Genomic DNA, 18,474 nt, shown 5'->3' with positions numbered 1-18,474 from the left:
CCCGTGCGGATCAGCGACCGAGGCGCGCCAGACGGTCCATGACCTCCGCGCCTCGGTCCGCCGCCACGCTCAGCGCTATGTGATTGTCGGGCCGTACGAGCACGAGCCCGTCACCCTCGATCCCGTACGCCCGCCGCACATGCCCCTCGTGGTCGTCGACGTGGCACGTGGTCAGCATCCCCTCATACCTCTCCCCCGCCTCCACGAGAGCCTTCGCGCTCGTCGGCCCGACACCGATGAGGGTGAAGCGCGGCCCGGCGAAGACCTCGAAGAGCCGTATCCCCGCGCCGGTCACGGCGTCCCGGCAGGGCGCGTCGGGCGCCCGCTCCCCCGCCTTGGGCCCGCCCCACGCCAGCGAGCTCCAGCGGTAGCCGACGCCCAGCGTGGTGATGTCGTCGGTGACCACGGCCTCGGTGCCGACACCCGCCTCCCGGACGCCCTCCAGGACCGCGCGCAGCCGCTCGTTCGTGAGGTCCAGCGTCCACGCCGCGACCGGCAGCCGCTCCTCCTCATAGGTGTCCAGCAGCCCGGGGCCGGCCAGGCCGCGGACTATGAAGGCCAGTTTCCAGCCCAGGTTGAAGGCGTCCTGGATGCCGGTGTTCATCCCCAGGCCGCCGGCGATCGAGTGGACGTGGGCCGCGTCCCCGGCGAGGAGGGCCCTCCCGACCCGAAAGCGGTCGGCCATACGGACGTTGACGCGGTAGACGGAGAACCAGGTGGGGTCGGTCAGCCGCACGCCCGGTATCCGGGCGCACCGCTCGAAGAGCCGCTGGAAGGATTCGAGCGTCGGCGGCAGCGGTCGGCCGTCGGCGTCGCGCTCGGGCGAGCCCTGCAACTGCCAGTGCGAGCTGCCCGGGAAGGGGCAGAGCAGAAGGGCCGCGTCCTCGTCGAACCACTGGTGCCAGTAGGCGGGATCGAGCCCGTCGGCGCGGACGTCGCCGACCACCATGCTCTCCTCGGCGTCGGTCTCCCCCTCGAAGGCCACACCCAGCGCCTTGCGCACGGGGCTGTGGCCGCCGTCGCAGCCCACGAGATAGGACGCCGCGATCCGCCGGCCGTCGGCGAGCGTCGCCACGACGCCGTCCGCGTCCTGGGTGAACCCGGCCAGCTCACAGCCGAGTTCGACCTGGACGCCGTGCTCGGCGAGCCCCTCGCGCAGGATCTCCTCCGTGCGCCACTGGGGGATGAGCAGGCCGCTGGCGTAGGGGGTGTCGGGCGTGGGGACCCGGTCCTCGAAGGCGACGTGGTCCGCCACGGCGACGCCGCCGCGGTATTTGCGCAGGGCGATGTGCTCGGTGCCGGACGCCGCCGCCCGCTCCCCCACCCCGAGGTCGTCGAAGAGCTCGCGGCTGCGCTGGTTGAGGCCCTTGCCACGGGAAGAGCGGTGGAATTCCGGGGACTTGTCGATGATGCGGACGGCCACGCCGCTGCGGGCGAGCGAGCAGGCGAGGGTGAGGCCGGTGGGGCCGGCGCCCACGATCAGCACGTCGGTCGATGGGTCGGCCGGCGGGTCGGTCGTTACGTCTTTCGAAGTCATGTGCCCATGAAAGACCCACCCGAGCGAAAACGCAACCGAGTAACAAAAGATTCCGAGTAATGTCACCTGCTAGAGTGACCCCGTGACCGATGAGACGGGACTGCGGGAACGGAAGAAGCAGCGCACGCGCCAGGCGCTGTCCGACACGGCCATCGAGCTGTTCCTGAAGCACGGCTTCGACCAGGTGTCCGTCGCGGACGTCGCGGCGGCGGTGGAGGTGTCCAAGCCGACGCTGTTCCGCTACTTCCCGGCCAAGGAGGACCTGGCGCTGCACCGGATCGCGGACCATCAGGGCGAGGCGGCGCGCGTCGTCGCCGACAGGGCAGCCGGCCAGTCCCCGCTGGACGCGCTCCGCGCGCACTACCACGCGCGGCTGGACGCCCACGATCCCATCACGGGTCTCAACGACCACGCCGTGGTACGGGCGTTCAACGACATGCTCTACGGGACGCCCAGCCTGCTCGCCCGCCTCGTCCGCTATTCCGAGCGGGACGAGGAGCTGCTGGCGGGGGTGCTGCTGGAGACGGGCGGCGACGCGCTGATCGCCGGGCTCGCGGCGGCGCAGATCATCACCGTGCATCAGCGGTTGGCGCAGGAGAATTGGCGGAAGCTTGCGTCGGGGCGGGCGATCGCGGATGCGTTGCCCGAAGCGCATGGCGATGCGGATCGGGCCTTTGACCTGTTGGGGGCGGGGCTGGGGGTTTCTTTCCCCTGACCCGCCCCTTCCCGTGACCGGGGCTGCGCCCCGGGACCCCCGGGGCAGTGCGGGCCGTGGGTCGGTTTGTGCCCACCCTCCCCCAGCTACCGCTGGGAGGTGCCCCCAGCCCTGCGGAACGATTGCCCACAAACCGTCACCGTCTACTCCTGCGGGTCTACCCCCGCCCTCCGCAAGCCGTACGCGTACGCGTCGTCCAAGGCCTGCCACGACGCCGCGATGACGTTTTCCGCCACGCCTACCGTGGACCAGTCGCCGCTCTCGTCACTCGTGGAGACCAGGACCCGGGTCGTCGAGCCCGTGCCCAGGTTGCCCTCCAGGATGCGGACCTTGTAGTCGGTCAGGCGGATGCCGGCCAGCTGGGGGTAGATGCGCTCCAGCGCCACCCGCAGCGCGCGGTCGAGGGCGTCGACCGGGCCGTTGCCCTCGGCCGTGGCGACGATGCGCTCGCCCTTCGCCCACAGCTTCACGGTCGCCTCGTTGGCGTGGGTGCCGTCAGGGCGGTCCTCGGCGATGGCCCGCCAGGACTCCACGCGGTAGTAACGCCGCGCCCGGCCCTCGATCTCCTCGCGGAGCAGCAGCTCGAAGGAGGCGTCGGCGGCCTCGTATGTGTAGCCCGCCAGCTCGCGCTCCTTGACCCGCTGGACGACGCGCCCGACCAGCTCGCGGTCGCCGCCGAGGTCGACGCCGAGCTCCTTGCCCTTGAGCTCGATGGAGGCGCGGCCTGCCATGTCGGAGACGAGCATCCGCATGGTGTTGCCGACCCGCTCGGGGTCGATGTGCTGGTAGAGGTCCGGATCCACCTTGATCGCCGAGGCGTGCAGCCCGGCCTTGTGGGCGAAGGCGGAGACTCCCACGTACGGCTGATGCGTGGACGGCGTGAGGTTGACGACCTCGGCGATGGCGTGCGAGATCCGGGTCGTCTCGGCCAGCCTGCCGGGCGGCAGCACCCGCCGGTCGTACTTGATCTCCAGGGCGGCGACCACCGGGAAGAGGTTGGCGTTGCCGACGCGCTCCCCGTAGCCGTTGGCCGTGCACTGGACGTGGGTGGCGCCGGCGTCCACCGCGGCGAGGGTGTTGGCGACGGCGCAGCCCGTGTCGTCCTGGGTGTGGATGCCCAGGCGCGCGCCGGTGTCGGTGAGCACGGTCCGGACGACGGCGTCGATCTGGGCGGGCAGCATGCCGCCGTTGGTGTCGCACAGGACGACCACGTCGGCACCGGCCTCGTAGGCGGTCCGCACGACCTGGGTGGCGTAGCCGGAGTTGGCGCGGTAGCCGTCGAAGAAGTGCTCGCAGTCGACGAAGACGCGGCGGCCGTGCGAGCGCAGGTACGCGACCGTATCGCGCACCATCGCGAGGTTCTCCTCGAGCGTGGTGCGCAGGGCGAGTTCCACGTGCCGGTCGTGCGACTTGGCGACGAGGGTGATGACGGGGGCCCCGGAGTCCAGGAGGGCGGCGACCTGCCGGTCGTCCTCGGCACGCACCCCCGCCTTGCGGGTGGCACCGAAGGCGACGAGCCGGGCGTGCCGGAAGCTGATCTCCGCGCGGGCGCGCTGGAAGAACTCGGTGTCGCGGGGGTTGGCGCCCGGCCAGCCGCCCTCGATGAAGCCGACGCCGAAGTCGTCCAGGTGGCGGGCGATGGTGAGCTTGTCCGCGACGGTGAGATTGATGCCCTCGCGCTGCGCGCCGTCGCGCAGCGTCGTGTCGAAGACGTGGAAGGCGTCGTCGACGGGGGCGGCGGGTTCGAGGGGCTCGCGGCCGTCGGTTGCGTCCGTCATTGCTGGTCTGACTCCTGTGAGGATGTCGGTCTGCCGGGATGACCGGTACCGCCGCCTCCGGTGGGCCCGCGCCCTGCGCCTCCGGCAGAGGTGGGCCGGAAAACGCAAAAACCTCTCGCGGGTGCGAGAGGTCTGCGCGCGGGTCTGAGGCGACGGTGTCCGCTTCGTACGGGTGGTACGGGAGCGGTCACTGCGGACCGGCGCGCCTGTTGCCCATAATCATGGCGAACGGGAGCATGGCGGCATACTGCCACAGGACCGGCCCACGACGCGGGTGAGTCTCAGGATGCGGGCACCGTGTCCGTATCCGTACGCTCCCGGGGCGTGGCCCCGACGCGCTTCAGGTCGATGTCGCGCGTCTCGCGCATGGTGAGGTAGACGACGAGGGAGACGGCCGCGCAGCCCGCGACGTACCAGTAGAAGCCGGACTCCAGGTCGGCCTTCTTGAACCACAGGGCCACGTATTCGGCCGTTCCGCCGAAGAGCGCGTTGGCGATGGCGTAGGGCAGGGCCACGCCCAGCGACCGTACGCCCGTGGGGAACAGCTCGGCCTTCACACAGGCGTTGATCGAGGTGTAGCCGGTGACCACCACCAGCGCCAGCAGGGACAGGCCGAGGGCCGGCCAGAAGGATCCCGCGTGCTTGAGCATCGTCAGGATCGGCACGGTCAGGAAGGTCGAGCCCACGGCGAAGGTGATCAGCAGCGGCCGGCGGCCGATCCGGTCCGAGAGCGCGCCCGCCAGCGGCTGGAGGGCGGCGAAGACGATCAGCGCGCAGAAGCTGACGAGCGTCGCCGTCTGCTTGGGCAGGCCCGCGCTGTTGGAGAGGTACTTCGTCAGATATGTGGTGTACGTGTAGTAGGCGACCGTGCCGCCCATGGTCAGGGCTATGACGAGGAACGCCTCGCGCTTGTGCCGCAGCAGCGCCCGGATCGTGCCCCGGTCGTCGGCCCCCGTGTCGCTGTCGCTCTCCTCGGCGTAGGCCTCCGTCTCCAGCATGTTGCGCCGCAGGTAGAAGATGACGGCGGCGCCGAGCGCGCCCACGGCGAAGGGGATGCGCCAGCCCCAGCTGTGGAGTTCATCGCCGGTGAGGGTGTGCTGGAGGAGGATCAGCAGCCCCAGGCCCAGGATCTGGCCGGCGGTCATGGAGACGTACTGGAAGCTGGAGGCGAAGCCGCGGCGGCCGGGCGCGGAGGCCTCGGTGAGGTAGGTGGCGCTGGCCGCGTACTCGCCGCCGACGGACAGGCCCTGGAGCAGCCGGGCGACGAGGAGGACGAAGGCGCCGCCGTAGCCGGCGACCGCGTAGGTCGGGGCGACGGCGATGAGCACGGCGGACGCCGACATCAGGCTGACCGTCAGGGTGAGCGCCGCCTTGCGGCCGCGCCGGTCGCCGACCCGGCCCAGCAGCCAGCCGCCGACGGGCCGCATGAAGAAGCCGACGGCGAAGATGCCGGCGGTGTTCATGAGCTGCGCGGTGTCGTTGCCCTTCGGGAAGAAGGAGCCCGCGAAGTAGGTGGCGAAGCTGGCGTAGACGAACCAGTCGAACCACTCGACCATGTTGCCGGCCGAACCGACCCAGATCTTTTTCCAGTGCCGTGTCTGTGCCTGTTCCATGAGGGCTCACGGTGGCGGAACAGCCTGGTTTCGGACAAGGGTCCGGCCGGCAACGATCGCGTGGACTTGCGTGCGTTGTGTCCAACGCACACAGGCCGGCCTCAGCCCAGCGGGTGCATCCAGCCGTGGGCGTCCTCGGTGACGCCGGTCTGGACCGCCAGCAGCGCCTTGCGGAGGTTCATGGTGACCTCGCCGGGCTCGCCGCCGGACTGGGTCCACTCGCCGCCCGCGGACTTCACATGCCCGACGGGGGTGATCACCGCCGCCGTGCCGCAGGCGAAGACCTCGGTGAGGGTGCCGTTCTCGGTGTCGCGCTTCCACTGGTCAGTGGACATCCGGCCCTCCTCGGACTCATAGCCGAGGTCCTTGGCGATGGTCAGCAGCGAGTCACGGGTGACGCCGGCCAGCAGCGAACCGGTCAGCTCGGGCGTGACGATCCGGGGCTTCTCGCCGTCGCGGCCCCCGTACACGAAGTACAGGTTCATGCCGCCCATTTCCTCGACCCACTTGTGCTCCAGCGCGTCCAGCCAGACGACCTGGTCGCAGCCCTTCTCGGCCGCCTCGGCCTGGGCGAGCAGCGAGGCCGCGTAGTTGCCGCCGGTCTTGGCGAAGCCCATGCCGCCGGGGACGGCGCGGACGTAGTTCTCGGACAGCCACACGGAGACGGGCTTGACGCCGCCGGGGAAGTACGGGCCGGCCGGGGAGGCGATCACGATGAAGAGGTACTCGTTGGCGGGCTTCACGCCCAGGCCGACCTCGGTCGCGATCATGAAGGGGCGCAGATAGAGGGAGGCCTCGCCGCCGTGCTCCGGGACCCATGCCTTGTCCTGCCGGACCAGGGCGTCACAGGCCTCGATGAAGGTCTCGACCGGCAGCTCGGGCATGGCGAGCCGGCGGGCGGAGGCCTGGAAGCGCCGGGCGTTGGCGTCGGGGCGGAAGGTGGCGACGGAGCCGTCGGGGCGGCGGTAGGCCTTGAGCCCCTCGAAGATCTCCTGCGCGTAGTGGAGGGTCATGTTGGCCGGGTCGATGGACAGCGGCGCGTACGGGGTGAGCTGGGCGTCGTGCCAGCCGCGGCCCTCGGTCCACTTGATGGTGACCATGTGGTCGGTGAAGTGGCGGCCGAATCCGGGATTCGCCAGGATCCGCTCGCGCTCCGCGGCGGACAGCGGGTGCGAGGAGGGCTTGAGCTCGATCGTGGGCGTCGTCATGAATGCGTGTCCTTCACCTTGGTATGTGGCGGACCGCGCTCACGTCACCCCGAGGGCATCGGGACGTCCGAGCTTCTTCGCCTCAATCGCGGCCCCACGTTCGATTATCGCTCGTGAGGGGCCTGACGGAAAACGTGCGCGCGGCCGGTATTCGACGGTGACAGCCGGCCGCGCGCGAAAACGCGTACCGGTATCAGCCGGTTTGTACGGATGCGAGTACGCGCGATACCAGCGCGTCGCCGACCTGGTCGGTGGTGCGCACCGCGCTGCCGCGCCCGGTGATGTCCTCGGCGACGGCCTTCTCCACCCGCGCCGCCTCCGCCTCGTACCCGAGGTGGCGCAGCAGGAGCGCCACCGAGAGGACCGTGGCGGTCGGGTCGGCCTTGCCGGTGCCCGCGATGTCGGGCGCGGAGCCGTGGACCGGCTCGAACATCGAGGGGAAGGCCCCGGTGGGGTTGATGTTGCCGGAGGCGGCGAGGCCGATGCCGCCGGTGATGGCGGCGGCCAGGTCGGTGAGGATGTCGCCGAAGAGGTTGTCGGTGACGATGACGTCGAAGCGCTCCGGCTGGGTGACGAAGAAGATCGTCGCGGCGTCGACGTGCAGATAGTCGGTGGTGACCTCGGGGTACTCGCGGCCGACGCGGTCGAAGACGCGTCGCCAGAGGTGCCCGGCGTGCACGAGGACGTTGTTCTTGTGGACGAGGGTCAGCTTCCGGCGGGGGCGGGCCTGGGCGCGCTCGTAGGCGTCGCGGACCACGCGCTCCACGCCGTAGGCCGTATTGACGCTGACCTCGGTGGCGACCTCGGCGGGGGTGCCGGTGCGCAGCGAGCCGCCGTTGCCGGTGTAGGGGCCCTCGGTGCCCTCGCGGACGACGACGAAGTCGATCTCGGGCCGGCCGGCGAGGGGGCTAGCCGTGTGGGGGAACAGCTTCGACGGCCGGAGATTGACGTAGTGGTCGAAGGCGAAGCGCAGCTTGAGCAGCAGCCCGCGCTCCAGGACGCCGGAGGGCACCGACGGGTCGCCGATCGCGCCCAGCAGGATCGCGTCGTGCTGCTTGAGGGATTCCAGCTCGGCGTCCGGCAGGGTCTCGCCGGTGGCGTGCCAGCGGCGGGCGCCGAGGTCGTACTCCCGGGTCTCCAGCTTGACGTCCGAAGGGAGCGCGGCCGTCAGGGCCTTGAGGCCCTGGGCCACGACCTCGGGGCCGATGCCGTCACCGGGGATCACTGCGAGACGAATGCTGCGAGACATACCGGGACCGTACTCCTGTGTCCCGCAGGTTGACACACTCCGTCCGCGATATGGACACATTGCCAGCCGGACAGGCCACATTCACCGAAAGTACGTGTCCTGGCCGCTCACTCCTGGCACTTTTTCCGACATGGACACACCACGGGTAGGCATCCCTGACCGTCTCGCGCGCGATATGACGATGGCGGAGCAGCACGAGTACCTGCGCGGCAAATTCACCCGGCGCGGGCTGCTGCGCGCGAGCGCGGTGACGGCCGGCGCGGTCGCCGGAACGGGTCTGCTGGGGGCGGGCGCCCCCGCCGCGTACGCCGGGGGCGGTGGCACCGCGCGGCCCCTCTCCCCTACGCTGATCACCACGCCGGCGACCGCGAGAGTCGACGGCTCGCTGGTCGCCCCGTTCGGGCGGCACCTGGCCTTCGGGGCCGATCCGCGGACACAGATGCGGATCTCCTGGCAGGTGCCGTTCGCGGTCAAGCGGCCGTTCCTGCGCGTCGGCCTCAAGCCCTGGGACCTCAGCCGGCGCATCCCCGCCGAGGTCCGCACGCTGCACACCCCGCCCCTGAGCAAGAAGCTCCCGGCCGTCGACCAGGTCTATCTCCACGCGGCCCTGGACGGTCTGGCCCCCGGCCAGACCTACTACTACGGCGTCGGCCACGACGGCTTCGACCCCGCCGACACCCGGCACTTCGCGACCGTGGGCACCTTCAGCACGGCCCCCGAGCGGGCGGAACGGTTCGTCTTCACGGCCTTCGGCGACCAGGGCGTCAGCTACCACGCCCTCGCCAACGACCAGCTGATCCTCGGTCAGAACCCCGTCTTCCACCTCCACGCGGGCGACATCTGCTACGCCGACGACAGCGGCTCCGGCCAGACCACGGACGTCTACGACGCCCGGACGTGGGACCAGTTCCTCGCCCAGACCGAGACCGTGGCCTCGCGGGTGCCCTGGATGGTGACCACGGGCAATCACGACATGGAGGCCTGGTACTCCCCCAACGGCTACGGGGGCCAGAGCGCCCGCTGGACGCTGCCGGACAACGGCTTCGACGCCCGGAACTCGCCGGGTGTCTACTCCTTCGTCTACGGCAACGTGGGCGTCGTCGCGCTGGACGCCAACGACGTCTCGTACGAGATCACCGCCAACACCGGCTACAGCGGCGGCCGGCAGACCCGGTGGCTCGACCGGCGGCTGAGGGAGCTGCGCGAGCGGCGCGACGTCGACTTCATCGTGGTCTTCTTCCACCACTGCGCCTTCTCCACGACCAACGGCCACGCCTCGGACGGCGGGGTCCGCGATCTGTGGGTACCGCTGTTCGAGAAGCACCGGGTCGATCTGGTGATCAACGGCCACAACCACGTCTACGAGCGCACCGACGCGATAAAGCACGGCAAGGTGGCGAAGCGGGTGCCGATCGGCGAGTCCGTCGACTCCTCGCGGGACGGCATCGTGTACGTCACCGCGGGCGGCGCCGGGAAGTCGCTCTACGACTTCCCGGTGCCGGACAGCTACGAGGGCCATGTGAAGGACGTGGACGGCGTCGCCAGCTATCACTGGGCCAAGGGCCGGGTGAAGGCCAAGGAGACGGTGGAGTGGTCGCGGGTGCGCTTCACGGGCTACTCGTTCCTGGCGGTCGAGTCCGAGCCCGGCCGGCGCCCGCGGCTGACGGTGACGGCGCTGGCGGAGAGCGGCGCCCGGGTGGACCACTTCGTCATCACCCGTCCGGGACAGGACACCGAGGACGACCCCGGTCAGTGACCGGTCACGCCGCCGTTGTCGCGGCGGTCGAGCGCGCGCTGGAGCGCGGCGGCGGCGTTGGCCCGGTCGGTCTGGCGGGCGGCGCTGTCGGCCGCGCGGGCGGCGCGGCGGATCCGGCGGGCGGAGCGGGTGGCGGTCTCGGCCATGGGTCACGTCTCCTCTGCTGGGCCCCGGGCAGGGGCGGGCGAGCGGGAAGCGAGAAAGGAACGAAGCCGGGAGAAGGGGCGGGGGCCGGGGTGCCGCAGGGGTCACCTGCGCGGGGCACCGGGCCGCGTCCGCCGTCGCTCGATCGAGCGGGGCGTTCGGCTCCCTCCACGCTAGGTCAGGCCCGGCGTGGTGTCTCCACTATTACTCGGACTTCCTACTATCTGAGACGGCGACACCGCCCGCGACATGACACCGCCCCCGTCCGGCCGATGAGCCGGGCGGGGGCGGGGATCAGCCGCGGGCCGTGGATCAGCCCATGTGCGGGTAGCGGTAGTCGGTCGGCGGGACCAGGGTCTCCTTGATCGACCGGGTCGACACCCAGCGCTGGAGGTTGCTCGCGGCACCGGCCTTGTCGTTGGTGCCGGAGGCGCGGCCGCCACCGAAGGGCTGCTGGCCGACGACGGCGCCCGTCGACTTGTCGTTGATGTAGAAGTTGCCCGCGGCGAAGCGGAGCTTCTCCATCGCGTCGGCGGCCGCGGCGCGGTCCTGCGCGATGATCGAGCCGGTCAGGGCGTAGGCCGAGACGGACTCCATCTGGGCGAGCATCGCGTCGAAGTCGGCGTCCTCGTAGACGTGGACGGCGAGGATCGGGCCGAAGTACTCGGTCGTGAAGACTTCGTTCTCCGGGTCGGTGCACTCGATGACGGTCGGGCGGACGAAGTAGCCCACCGAGTCGTCGTAGGTGCCACCGGCGACGATCGTGCAGGAGGCGTCCTCCTTGGCACGGTCGATGGCGGCCTTGTTCTTGGCGAAGGCACGCTCGTCGATGACGGCGCCGATGAAGTGCGACAGGTCGGTGACGTCACCCATGGTGATGCCGTCGACCTCGGCCGCGAACTCCTCCTTGAAGCCGTCCTCCCAGATGGAGCGCGGGACGTAGGCGCGGGAGGAGGCGGAGCACTTCTGGCCCTGGAACTCGAAGGAGCCGCGGGTCAGCGCGGTCTTCAGGATGGCGCGGTCGGCGCTCGGGTGGGCGACGACGAAGTCCTTGCCGCCGGTCTCGCCGACCAGGCGCGGGTAGGAGCGGTACTTCTCGATGTTGGTGCCGACCGTCTTCCAGAGGTACTGGAAGGTCTTGGTCGAGCCGGTGAAGTGGATGCCCGCGAGCTCGGGGTGGTTCAGGGCCACCTCGGAGACGGCGATGCCGTCGCCGGTCACCAGGTTGATGACGCCCTTGGGCAGGCCGGCCTCCTCCAGCAGCTTCATCAGCAGCACGGCGGAGTGGGTCTGCGTCGGGGACGGCTTCCAGACGACCACGTTGCCCATGAGGGCCGGGGCGGTCGGCAGGTTGCCGGCGATGGCGGTGAAGTTGAAGGGCGTGATCGCGTAGACGAAGCCCTCCAGCGGCCGGTGGTCGCTGCGGTTCCACACGCCGGCGGAGTTGGCGACCGGCTGCTCGGCGAGGATCTGGCGCGCGAAGTGCACGTTGAAGCGCCAGAAGTCGACGAGCTCGCAGGGCGTGTCGATCTCGGCCTGCTGGGCGGTCTTGGACTGGCCGAGCATGGTGGAGGCGGCCAGCGTCTCGCGCCAGGGGCCGGCCAGCAGCTCGGCGGCGCGGAGGATGATCGCGGCGCGGTCGTCGAAGGACATCGCGCGCCACGCCGGGGCGGCGGCCAGGGCGGCGTCGACCGCGTCCTGGGCGTCCTGCTCGGTGGCGTTGTTGTAGGTGCCGATCACGGCGGCGTGGTTGTGCGGCTGGACGACCTTGAAGGCCTCGCCGCCGCCCATCCGCTTCTCGCCGTTGATCGTCATCGGCAGATCGATGGGGTTGGCCGCCAGCTCCTTGAGCTTGGCCTCCAGCCGGGCGCGCTCGGGGGAACCGGGGGCGTAGGCGTGCACCGGCTCGTTGACCGGCGCGGGGACCTGGGTCACAGCGTCCATGATTCCGTGTCTCCTTCGGGGCGTGACGGGGGTGTAGGGGGGCTCAGCCCTTGGTGAGGATCGAGCGCGCGAAGAACAGCAGGTTGGCCGGCTTCTCGGCGAGGCGGCGCATGAAGTAGCCGTACCAGTCGGTGCCATACGCGGTGTAGACACGCATACGGTGGCCCTCGGCCGCCAGGCGGACGTGCTCTTCACTGCGGATGCCGTAGAGCATCTGGAATTCGTACTCGTCCAGATTGCGACCTGCCTGCCTGGCCAGCTCCTGGGTGATGGCGATCAGACGGGGGTCGTGCGAACCGATCATGGGATAGCCCGAGCCCGCCATGAGGATCTTGACGATCCGCACGAACGCCTTGTCGATCTCGGCCTTGTCCTGGTACGCGACGGAGGCGGGCTCCTTGTACGCACCCTTCACGATACGCACCCGGCTGCCGGCCGCGGCGAGCCGGCGGGCGTCGTCCTCGGTGCGGAAGAGGTACGCCTGGATGACGCAGCCGGTCTTCGGGAAGTCCTTCCGCAGCTCCTCGTGGATGGCGAACATCGAGTCGAGGGTCGTGTGGTCCTCGGCGTCGAGGGTGACCGTGGTGCCTATGGCGTCGGCGGCCTCGACGACCGGGCGGACATTGGCGAGGGCCAGCTCATGGCCGTTCTCCAGGGCCTGGCCGAACATGGAGAGCTTGACCGACATCTCGGCCTTCGCGCCCAGGCCGAGCTCCTTGAGCCGGTCGATCAGCTCCAGATAGGCGTCACGCGCCGCGTACGACTGCTCGACCGTGGTGATGTCCTCGCCCACCACGTCCAGCGTGACCTCAAGGCCCTTCGCCGCGGCGTCCTCCACTACGGGGACGACCTGACCGACGGTCTCGCCGGCGATGAACCGGTCGACGACCTGCTTGGTGCCCGGAGCGGCCGAGACGAAACGGCGCATCTTGTCGCTGCGGGACGCGGCGAGGATCACGGGACCCAGCATGGGCACCTCCACGATGAAGGCCGTCCCCACCTGGGGAGACGGCACATAAGTGACTCATCGTGAAACGTAGAGTTCACGCCATCTTGCGGCCATCGACACCTGTCACGCATTCGTGGCCGGGATCTCAGACAGATGTATGACAATGATGGCCGACGAATACCCGAAGGGAGCAGGGCGCGGCATGCGTGGCGAGTATCAGCACCTCGTGGACGAGATCTCGGCGGCGCTCGGCGTGCCCGCGACGCTGGAGGACCGCGACTTCGGCCTCATCGCCTTCGGCGCCCACGGCGACGACGACGCCGACCTGATGATGGACCCGGTGCGCACCCGCTCGATCCTCCAGCGCCGCTCCACGGCGGCGGTACGGGCCTGGTTCGAGGCGTTCGGCATCGCCCGCGCGCAGGCCCCGCTGCGCATCCCGCCGGACCCGGCGGCGGGGGTGTTCACCGGCCGCATCTGCCTGCCGGTGCGCCACGGCGGGGTGGTGCACGGCTATGTCTGGCTGCTGGACGACGAGCATCTGGCGGGGCTGGACCTCGGCGTCCCCTTCGCCGACCCCCGGCTCGCCCAGGCGGTGGAGACGACCAACCGGATCGGCGCCCTGCTGGCGGCGGAGGCCCGGGCGGGCGCGGAGCTGGGCGAGTTGCTGCGGGATCTGCTGACCGCCCGGCCGGCGGCGGTGGAGGCGGCGCGCGGCGCGCTGCGGGAGGCCCTGGGCCCGGCGGCGGACGGGCCGCTGGCGGTGGTCGCGGTCGCCCCGTGGCAGACGGGTGACGGCGAAACGGGCCCGGAGGGTTCGGGCTCGGCGCTCGCGGCGCAGTCCGGGGTGGCCGCGATGTGCGCGGTGCCGGGCTCGCTCCCCGACGGCTCGGCGGCCCTCGCGGCCCTGATCCGGCTGCGGGCCACCTCCTCGCCGGCCCCGGCCCGGGCCGCCGCCGACCGGCTGCTGCGCTCACCGCGCGCGGGACGGCCCGCGCCGGCCGACGCTGCCGCCGGCACGCCGCACGGGCTCGCGGCGGCCGGCCTGGGCACGCCCCGCCGTGGCCTGGTGGAACTGCCGGAGGCCTGGTCGGAGGCGCTGTCCGCGGCCCGCGCGGCCGCGGCGGAGCGCCGGCTGGGCCCGGTGGCGGAGTGGACCGGCATCGGCCCGTACCGGGTGCTGACGGGCCTCGCCCCGGGGAGTGCGGCGGATCCGGCGGTGCTGCCGCTGCTGGAGCGCGCGCACACCGAACTGGCCCGTACGGCCGAGGTGTACCTCGACTGCGCGGGCCAGGCGGGGCGCGCGGCGGCGGCCCTGGGCATCCACCGGCAGACGCTCTACTACCGGCTGGGCCGGGTGGAGCAGCTGACGGGCCTCGACCTGGACGACGGCGAGGACCGGCTGCTGCTCCATATGACGCTCAAGGCGTCCCGGCTGCGGCGCGCCTAATCCATCTGGATGGCCTGTACGGGACAGCCCCGGACGGCCTCCTTGACGAGCGGATCGCCCCCGCCGTCCTCGCGGCCGTCCCGCACGACGCCGAAGCCGTCGTCGTCCTGCTCGAAGACGGAAGGCGCGGTCAGGGCACACATGCCCGAACCGATGCAGATGCCGGAATCGATACTGACGCGCATGGCAGTGCTCCGTTCTTCGGTCACATCGACAGTCGGAGGCCGGTCACCAGGTGACAGGAAGAGCGTAGAGGCCTTGCAGGGAGCCCGCGGGCTTCACGGCCACCTCGTCGGGAGCAACGGCCAGCCGCAGGGTGGGGATACGGGTGACGAGGGTGCCGAGCGCGATCTCCAGCTCGGCGCGGGCGAGGTTCTGGCCGAGGCACTGGTGGACGCCGAAGCCGAAGGCGATGTGGTGGCGGGCCGAGCGCCGGACGTCGAGGGCGTCGGGGTCCGCGTAGACGGCGGCGTCGCGGTTGACCACCGACGCGGGGAAGATGATGCCCTCGCCGGCCCGGATCGTCTCGCCGTGGACCTCGATGTCCTCCGTGGCGACGCGCACCATCCCGTCCGCCACGGACAGATAGCGCATCAGTTCCTCGACGGCGCCGGGGATCAGGGCGGGATCGGTGCGCAACGCGGCGAGCTGGTCGGGGTGTTCGAGCAGGGTGTAGGTGCCGAGGGAGATCATGTTGGACGTGGTCTCGTGCCCGGCGATCAGCAGGAGCAGGGTGAGCATGACGAGTTCGTCGCGGTCGAGCCGGTCCTCGGCCAGCGGTCCGGTGATGAGCTCGTCGAGCAGGCCGTCGGGGCCGCCCGCCCCGTTCTCCTTGTCGGCGACGAGCCCGTGGAGATACGCGGTGAGCTTGTCCCGGGCGGCACGGGCCTCCGCCGGGCCCGGCGCGCCGATCAGCTCGCGGGAGGCGCTCTCGAAGAAGTCGTGGTCGGCGTAAGGCAGGCCGAGCAGATAGCAGATGGACATCGACGGCACGGGCAGCGCGTACGCGGAGACGAGCTCGGCGCCCGGCCCCGCGGCGAGCATCGCGTCCAGGAGGCCGTCCACGGTCCGCTGGATCCAGGGGCGCATCGCGGCGATGCGCTTGAGGCCGAACGCGGGGATCAGCATCCGGCGCTGCCGGGAGTGGCGCGGGTCGTCGACCCCGAGGAGGGCCAGCTCGACATCGTCCTGCCGCTCGGCGCGCGGCACGAGGACCGGGAAGGAAGGATTCTGCCGGTCGGCGGAGAGCCGGGGGTCGATCAGCAGGGCCCGGGCCTCGGCGTGCCCGGTGACGGCCCACACCTCACGGCCGTCGTAGAGCGTCACCCGGGCCAGGGGGCCCTGGGCGGCCATCTCCGGGTAGGCGGCCGGCGGGTGGTACGGACAGGTGCGGGCCTGCGGGAAGGCGGTGGCGGGGGAACTGGTCACGGACATGGGCGACCTCCCAGACGGGAACTAGTATCCTCGGGCAACCAGTACAGCGGATACCTCCGGTTACGTCCAGTACGCTCCCTCAACACCCCTCCACGCAACGCTATTTCCGCGTCAGCACGGTGCCCGAGACCACCCGGTTCATACCCTCGACGACGTCCCGGCCCGACGGCACCTGCCGGGGGTCGATCAGCCACAGCACCCACAGCCCGGTGAAGAGGGAGTAGTACACGTGGCCGCTGGTCCGCGTGGCCTCGTCGGGGACCTCCGTGTCGTCGACGCCCTCGAATACCGCGACCAGCCCCTCGCGCCCATACGGCAGCATCTCGGCGAACCGCTTCTTGAGCTCGGGGTGGTTGCCCAGCTGACCCATCACCTCCAGTTGCGCCGACCAGAACCGCTGATCCTCCGGGAAGTTGGCGACGATGCTGTCGATAACGGCGGCGAGCCGCTCCTCGCGCGAGGCGGCGGCCCCTACGGCGCCCGCCAGCGTGTCGGTGATCCTCTCCCCCCAGTCCTCGGTCAGCCTCAGGAAGCCCTCCATCATCAGCGCGTCCTTGGACCCGTAGTGATAGCCGATCGAGGCGAGGTTGGCGCCGGAGGCCGCCACGATGTCGCGCGCGGTCGTGCGCACCCAGCCCTTCTCCAGCAGGCAGCGCTTGGCACCTTCGAGCAGATCTTCGCGATGTCCCATACGGGCACCCTAACGCGCCGCCATACACGCGTCCCAGACGCACGTCTTAAACAACCGTCATAGACAAGCGTTTAAGACGCTCGTATAGTCACTGCCATGACGCATCCCAGCACCCGCGCCGGGCGCAAGGAGTGGACGGCCTTCGTCGTCCTCCTGCTGCCCCTCCTCCTCGTCTCGATGGACGTCTCCGTCCTCTTCTTCGCCGTGCCGGCCATCACCGAGGACCTGGCGGCCACCAGCACCCAGCAGCTGTGGATCTTCGACAGCTATGCCTTCGCCCTGGCCGGGCTGCTGATCACGATGGGGTCGCTCGGCGACCGGATCGGCCGCCGCAAGCTCCTGATGCTGGGGGCCACCGCCTTCGGCGCCGCCTCGATCGCGGCCGCCTACGCCCAGAACGCGGAGATGCTCATCGCGGCACGCTTCGTCCTGGGCATAGGCGGCGCGACGCTGATGCCCAGCACCATGGGGCTGGTCCGCAACATGTTCCGGGACGACGCGCAGCGCACCAAGGCCATCGGCATCTGGTCCGGCGCCATGGCCGGTGGCATCGCGCTCGGTTCGGTGCTCGGCGGGGTCATGCTGGAGCACTTCTGGTGGGGTTCGGTCTTCCTGGTCAACGTCCCCGCGATGCTTCTGCTGCTCGTCTTCGTGCCGCTGCTGGTGCCCGAGTTCAAGGACCCCCGGCCCGGCCGGTTCGACCTGCTGAGCGTGCCGCTGTCGATGGGCGCCGTGCTCCCCGTGATCTACGGCGTCAAGCGCATGGCAGCCGACGGCTTCAGTGTCCCCCTGCTGCTCTGCGTCCTGGCCGGCCTGCTGGTCGGCGCGGCTTTCGTCCTCCGTCAGCGCCGCACACGGGACGCCATGATCAGCCGTGAGCTGTTCCGGCACCGCGCCTTCGGAGCGGGCATCGCGCTCAACTCCCTGGCGATGTTCGGCATGATGGGCTCCACCTACTTCACCACGCAGTACCTCCAGGCGGTGCTGGGCAAGGGCCCGCTGGAGGCGGCGCTGTGGGGCACGCTGCCCTCCCTCGCGGTGGGCGTCGCCGGCCCGGTGGCCACCGTCATGGGCCAGAAGGTGAACAAGGCCTATGTGATCGCCACGGGCTTCCTCACCGCCGCGGCCGGCTTCGCCGTCCTCCTGGGCACCGGTACGGACTCACTGGCCCTGACGCTGGTGGCCTGCGCCGTCATCGCCTGCGGCATCGTCACCGTGATGGCCCTCGTCTCCGACATGGCGCTCGGCTCCGCCCCGGCGGAGAAGGCCGGTTCGGCCGCCTCCCTGGTGGAGGCCGGCCAGGAGTTCGGCGGCGCCCTGGGCATGGCCGCCTTCGGAAGCGTCGGCATGGCCGTCTACCGCCACGACGTCACCCGGGACGCCCCCGCCGGCCTGCCGCACGGCGCGCTGGAGGCGGCGCGGGAGACCCTGGTGGGAGCCGTCTCCACGGCCGCCGGGCTGCCCGGCCGGACGGGCGAGGTCCTGGCCTCCGCGGCCCGCGACGCATTCGTCCACGGGATGCATGTCGCCGCGGTCGGCGCCACGGCCGTCCTGGTTCTGGGCGCGGCCGTGGCGGTTACCGCCATGCGTGGCGCTCGCGCCACGGAACGGACGGACCACCCGGAGCCGGCGGTCACCGCCGGACGGTGACCGGCACGTCAGCCGGAGCGGCGCCCCTAGGGCGAGGGTAGCTTTCCGGCTGCCCCGCCGTGGGGGTGCCCGCGCCTTCGGCGCGGGTTTCGCCCACCCGCCCGCCCGATTGCCCGGCACGGATTGGCCGGGTAAGGGGCGCGGGTGGGGCGGGCGTTGAGGGGCGGCCCCGGCCCCCCGGGTAGTGACGTGAGGGGGCGGGGTGGGGTGGATGGGTCCTGGTAGGGGCGTAAAGAGCTCTTCGCCGCTGGAGCCAAGTACGGGGCAACCAGCACCGAAGTGGCAGGCACCGCGAAGAGGTCAGCCCCGTAAGGGCACGTCCACCCCCCCCCCCCCCCCCCCCCCCCCCCACCCGG

Annotated in this window: 15 protein-coding genes; 4 read left to right on the top strand and 11 right to left on the bottom strand. The window is 71.0% G+C overall.

Annotated elements, in window-relative coordinates; translation table 11 throughout:
- Nucleotides 1-10: 10 nt before the first annotated feature.
- Nucleotides 11-1,537 carry an FAD-dependent monooxygenase gene (locus RM609_RS31235; RefSeq protein ID WP_311615490.1) on the bottom strand — a complete coding sequence of 509 codons (1,527 nt, stop codon included), beginning with the start codon at nucleotides 1,535-1,537 and terminating at the stop codon, nucleotides 11-13.
- An 82-nt stretch (nucleotides 1,538-1,619) separates the two neighbouring features.
- On the opposite strand from RM609_RS31235, the gene RM609_RS31230 reads away from it, so the two are divergent.
- On the top strand, nucleotides 1,620-2,252 hold the full coding sequence (locus tag RM609_RS31230; protein ID WP_311615488.1) for a TetR/AcrR family transcriptional regulator: 633 nt from the start codon (nucleotides 1,620-1,622) through the stop codon (nucleotides 2,250-2,252).
- Nucleotides 2,253-2,395: 143 nt separating this feature from the next.
- On the opposite strand, the gene cimA is transcribed toward RM609_RS31230, so the two are convergent.
- From cimA to RM609_RS31210, 4 genes are all read right to left on the bottom strand, one after another.
- Complete coding sequence (gene cimA / locus RM609_RS31225; RefSeq protein ID WP_311615486.1) at nucleotides 2,396-4,030, bottom strand: citramalate synthase; 1,635 nt, start codon at nucleotides 4,028-4,030, stop codon at nucleotides 2,396-2,398.
- 281 nt (nucleotides 4,031-4,311) lie between these two features.
- On the bottom strand, nucleotides 4,312-5,643 hold the full coding sequence (locus RM609_RS31220) for an MFS transporter (RefSeq protein WP_311615483.1): 1,332 nt from the start codon (nucleotides 5,641-5,643) through the stop codon (nucleotides 4,312-4,314).
- A 101-nt stretch (nucleotides 5,644-5,744) separates the two neighbouring features.
- Nucleotides 5,745-6,851 (bottom strand): branched-chain amino acid aminotransferase, encoded by a 1,107-nt coding sequence (locus RM609_RS31215; RefSeq protein WP_311615481.1) that lies wholly within the window; start codon nucleotides 6,849-6,851, stop codon nucleotides 5,745-5,747.
- A gap of 193 nt (nucleotides 6,852-7,044) precedes the next feature.
- A complete protein-coding gene (locus RM609_RS31210; protein ID WP_311615478.1) occupies nucleotides 7,045-8,100 on the bottom strand; it encodes a 3-isopropylmalate dehydrogenase in 1,056 nt (351 codons plus the stop codon).
- A gap of 130 nt (nucleotides 8,101-8,230) precedes the next feature.
- On the opposite strand from RM609_RS31210, the gene RM609_RS31205 reads away from it, so the two are divergent.
- On the top strand, nucleotides 8,231-9,856 hold the full coding sequence (locus RM609_RS31205; RefSeq protein ID WP_311615477.1) for a purple acid phosphatase family protein: 1,626 nt from the start codon (nucleotides 8,231-8,233) through the stop codon (nucleotides 9,854-9,856).
- Here RM609_RS31205 and RM609_RS31200 read toward each other — a convergent pair.
- The 3 genes from RM609_RS31200 to RM609_RS31190 form a co-directional block, all read right to left on the bottom strand.
- Nucleotides 9,850-10,002, bottom strand: a complete 153-nt coding sequence (locus RM609_RS31200; RefSeq protein ID WP_311615475.1) for a hypothetical protein — start codon at nucleotides 10,000-10,002, stop codon at nucleotides 9,850-9,852. The genes RM609_RS31205 and RM609_RS31200 overlap by 7 nt on opposite strands.
- A 310-nt stretch (nucleotides 10,003-10,312) precedes the next feature.
- Nucleotides 10,313-11,944 (bottom strand): L-glutamate gamma-semialdehyde dehydrogenase, encoded by a 1,632-nt coding sequence (gene pruA / locus RM609_RS31195; protein WP_311615473.1) that lies wholly within the window; start codon nucleotides 11,942-11,944, stop codon nucleotides 10,313-10,315.
- 43 nt (nucleotides 11,945-11,987) lie between these two features.
- A complete protein-coding gene (locus tag RM609_RS31190; RefSeq protein WP_311615471.1) occupies nucleotides 11,988-12,914 on the bottom strand; it encodes a proline dehydrogenase family protein in 927 nt (308 codons plus the stop codon).
- A 181-nt stretch (nucleotides 12,915-13,095) separates the two neighbouring features.
- On the opposite strand from RM609_RS31190, the gene RM609_RS31185 reads away from it, so the two are divergent.
- Nucleotides 13,096-14,343 (top strand): PucR family transcriptional regulator, encoded by a 1,248-nt coding sequence (locus RM609_RS31185; RefSeq protein WP_311615469.1) that lies wholly within the window; start codon nucleotides 13,096-13,098, stop codon nucleotides 14,341-14,343.
- On the opposite strand, the gene RM609_RS31180 is transcribed toward RM609_RS31185, so the two are convergent.
- The 3 genes from RM609_RS31180 to RM609_RS31170 form a co-directional block, all read right to left on the bottom strand.
- Nucleotides 14,340-14,528, bottom strand: coding sequence for a ferredoxin (locus RM609_RS31180; RefSeq protein WP_311615467.1), 189 nt, complete (start codon nucleotides 14,526-14,528; stop codon nucleotides 14,340-14,342). The two genes, RM609_RS31185 and RM609_RS31180, sit on opposite strands and share 4 nt — an antisense overlap.
- A 43-nt stretch (nucleotides 14,529-14,571) precedes the next feature.
- A complete protein-coding gene (locus RM609_RS31175) occupies nucleotides 14,572-15,777 on the bottom strand; it encodes a cytochrome P450 (protein WP_311615465.1) in 1,206 nt (401 codons plus the stop codon).
- A gap of 100 nt (nucleotides 15,778-15,877) precedes the next feature.
- Nucleotides 15,878-16,468, bottom strand: coding sequence for a TetR/AcrR family transcriptional regulator (locus RM609_RS31170; RefSeq protein ID WP_311615463.1), 591 nt, complete (start codon nucleotides 16,466-16,468; stop codon nucleotides 15,878-15,880).
- A 96-nt stretch (nucleotides 16,469-16,564) separates the two neighbouring features.
- On the opposite strand from RM609_RS31170, the gene RM609_RS31165 reads away from it, so the two are divergent.
- Complete coding sequence (locus RM609_RS31165) at nucleotides 16,565-18,118, top strand: MFS transporter (protein WP_311615461.1); 1,554 nt, start codon at nucleotides 16,565-16,567, stop codon at nucleotides 18,116-18,118.
- Nucleotides 18,119-18,474: the final 356 nt, after the last annotated feature.

Origin of the sequence: Streptomyces hesseae (genome assembly GCF_031845785.1) — a bacterium.
GTDB lineage: Bacteria > Actinomycetota > Actinomycetes > Streptomycetales > Streptomycetaceae > Streptomyces > Streptomyces hesseae.
Note: the sequence above shows the minus strand (reverse complement) of the source record. Positions and strands in the feature narration are given on the sequence as shown.

What these genes read in the sequence shown, in the direction of transcription:
- RM609_RS31220 (WP_311615483.1), bottom strand. Translation starts at nt 5,643, where the DNA reads ATGGAACAGGCACAGACACGGCACTGGAAAAAGATCTGGGTCGGTTCG.
- RM609_RS31175 (WP_311615465.1), bottom strand. Translation starts at nt 15,777, where the DNA reads ATGTCCGTGACCAGTTCCCCCGCCACCGCCTTCCCGCAGGCCCGCACC.
- RM609_RS31235 (WP_311615490.1), bottom strand. Translation starts at nt 1,537, where the DNA reads ATGACTTCGAAAGACGTAACGACCGACCCGCCGGCCGACCCATCGACC.
- RM609_RS31215 (WP_311615481.1), bottom strand. Translation starts at nt 6,851, where the DNA reads ATGACGACGCCCACGATCGAGCTCAAGCCCTCCTCGCACCCGCTGTCC.
- cimA (WP_311615486.1), bottom strand. Translation starts at nt 4,030, where the DNA reads ATGACGGACGCAACCGACGGCCGCGAGCCCCTCGAACCCGCCGCCCCC.
- RM609_RS31190 (WP_311615471.1), bottom strand. Translation starts at nt 12,914, where the DNA reads ATGCTGGGTCCCGTGATCCTCGCCGCGTCCCGCAGCGACAAGATGCGC.
- RM609_RS31205 (WP_311615477.1), top strand. Translation starts at nt 8,231, where the DNA reads ATGGACACACCACGGGTAGGCATCCCTGACCGTCTCGCGCGCGATATG.
- RM609_RS31180 (WP_311615467.1), bottom strand. Translation starts at nt 14,528, where the DNA reads ATGCGCGTCAGTATCGATTCCGGCATCTGCATCGGTTCGGGCATGTGT.
- RM609_RS31170 (WP_311615463.1), bottom strand. Translation starts at nt 16,468, where the DNA reads ATGGGACATCGCGAAGATCTGCTCGAAGGTGCCAAGCGCTGCCTGCTG.
- RM609_RS31185 (WP_311615469.1), top strand. Translation starts at nt 13,096, where the DNA reads ATGCGTGGCGAGTATCAGCACCTCGTGGACGAGATCTCGGCGGCGCTC.
- RM609_RS31210 (WP_311615478.1), bottom strand. Translation starts at nt 8,100, where the DNA reads ATGTCTCGCAGCATTCGTCTCGCAGTGATCCCCGGTGACGGCATCGGC.
- RM609_RS31165 (WP_311615461.1), top strand. Translation starts at nt 16,565, where the DNA reads ATGACGCATCCCAGCACCCGCGCCGGGCGCAAGGAGTGGACGGCCTTC.
- RM609_RS31200 (WP_311615475.1), bottom strand. Translation starts at nt 10,002, where the DNA reads ATGGCCGAGACCGCCACCCGCTCCGCCCGCCGGATCCGCCGCGCCGCC.
- pruA (WP_311615473.1), bottom strand. Translation starts at nt 11,944, where the DNA reads ATGGACGCTGTGACCCAGGTCCCCGCGCCGGTCAACGAGCCGGTGCAC.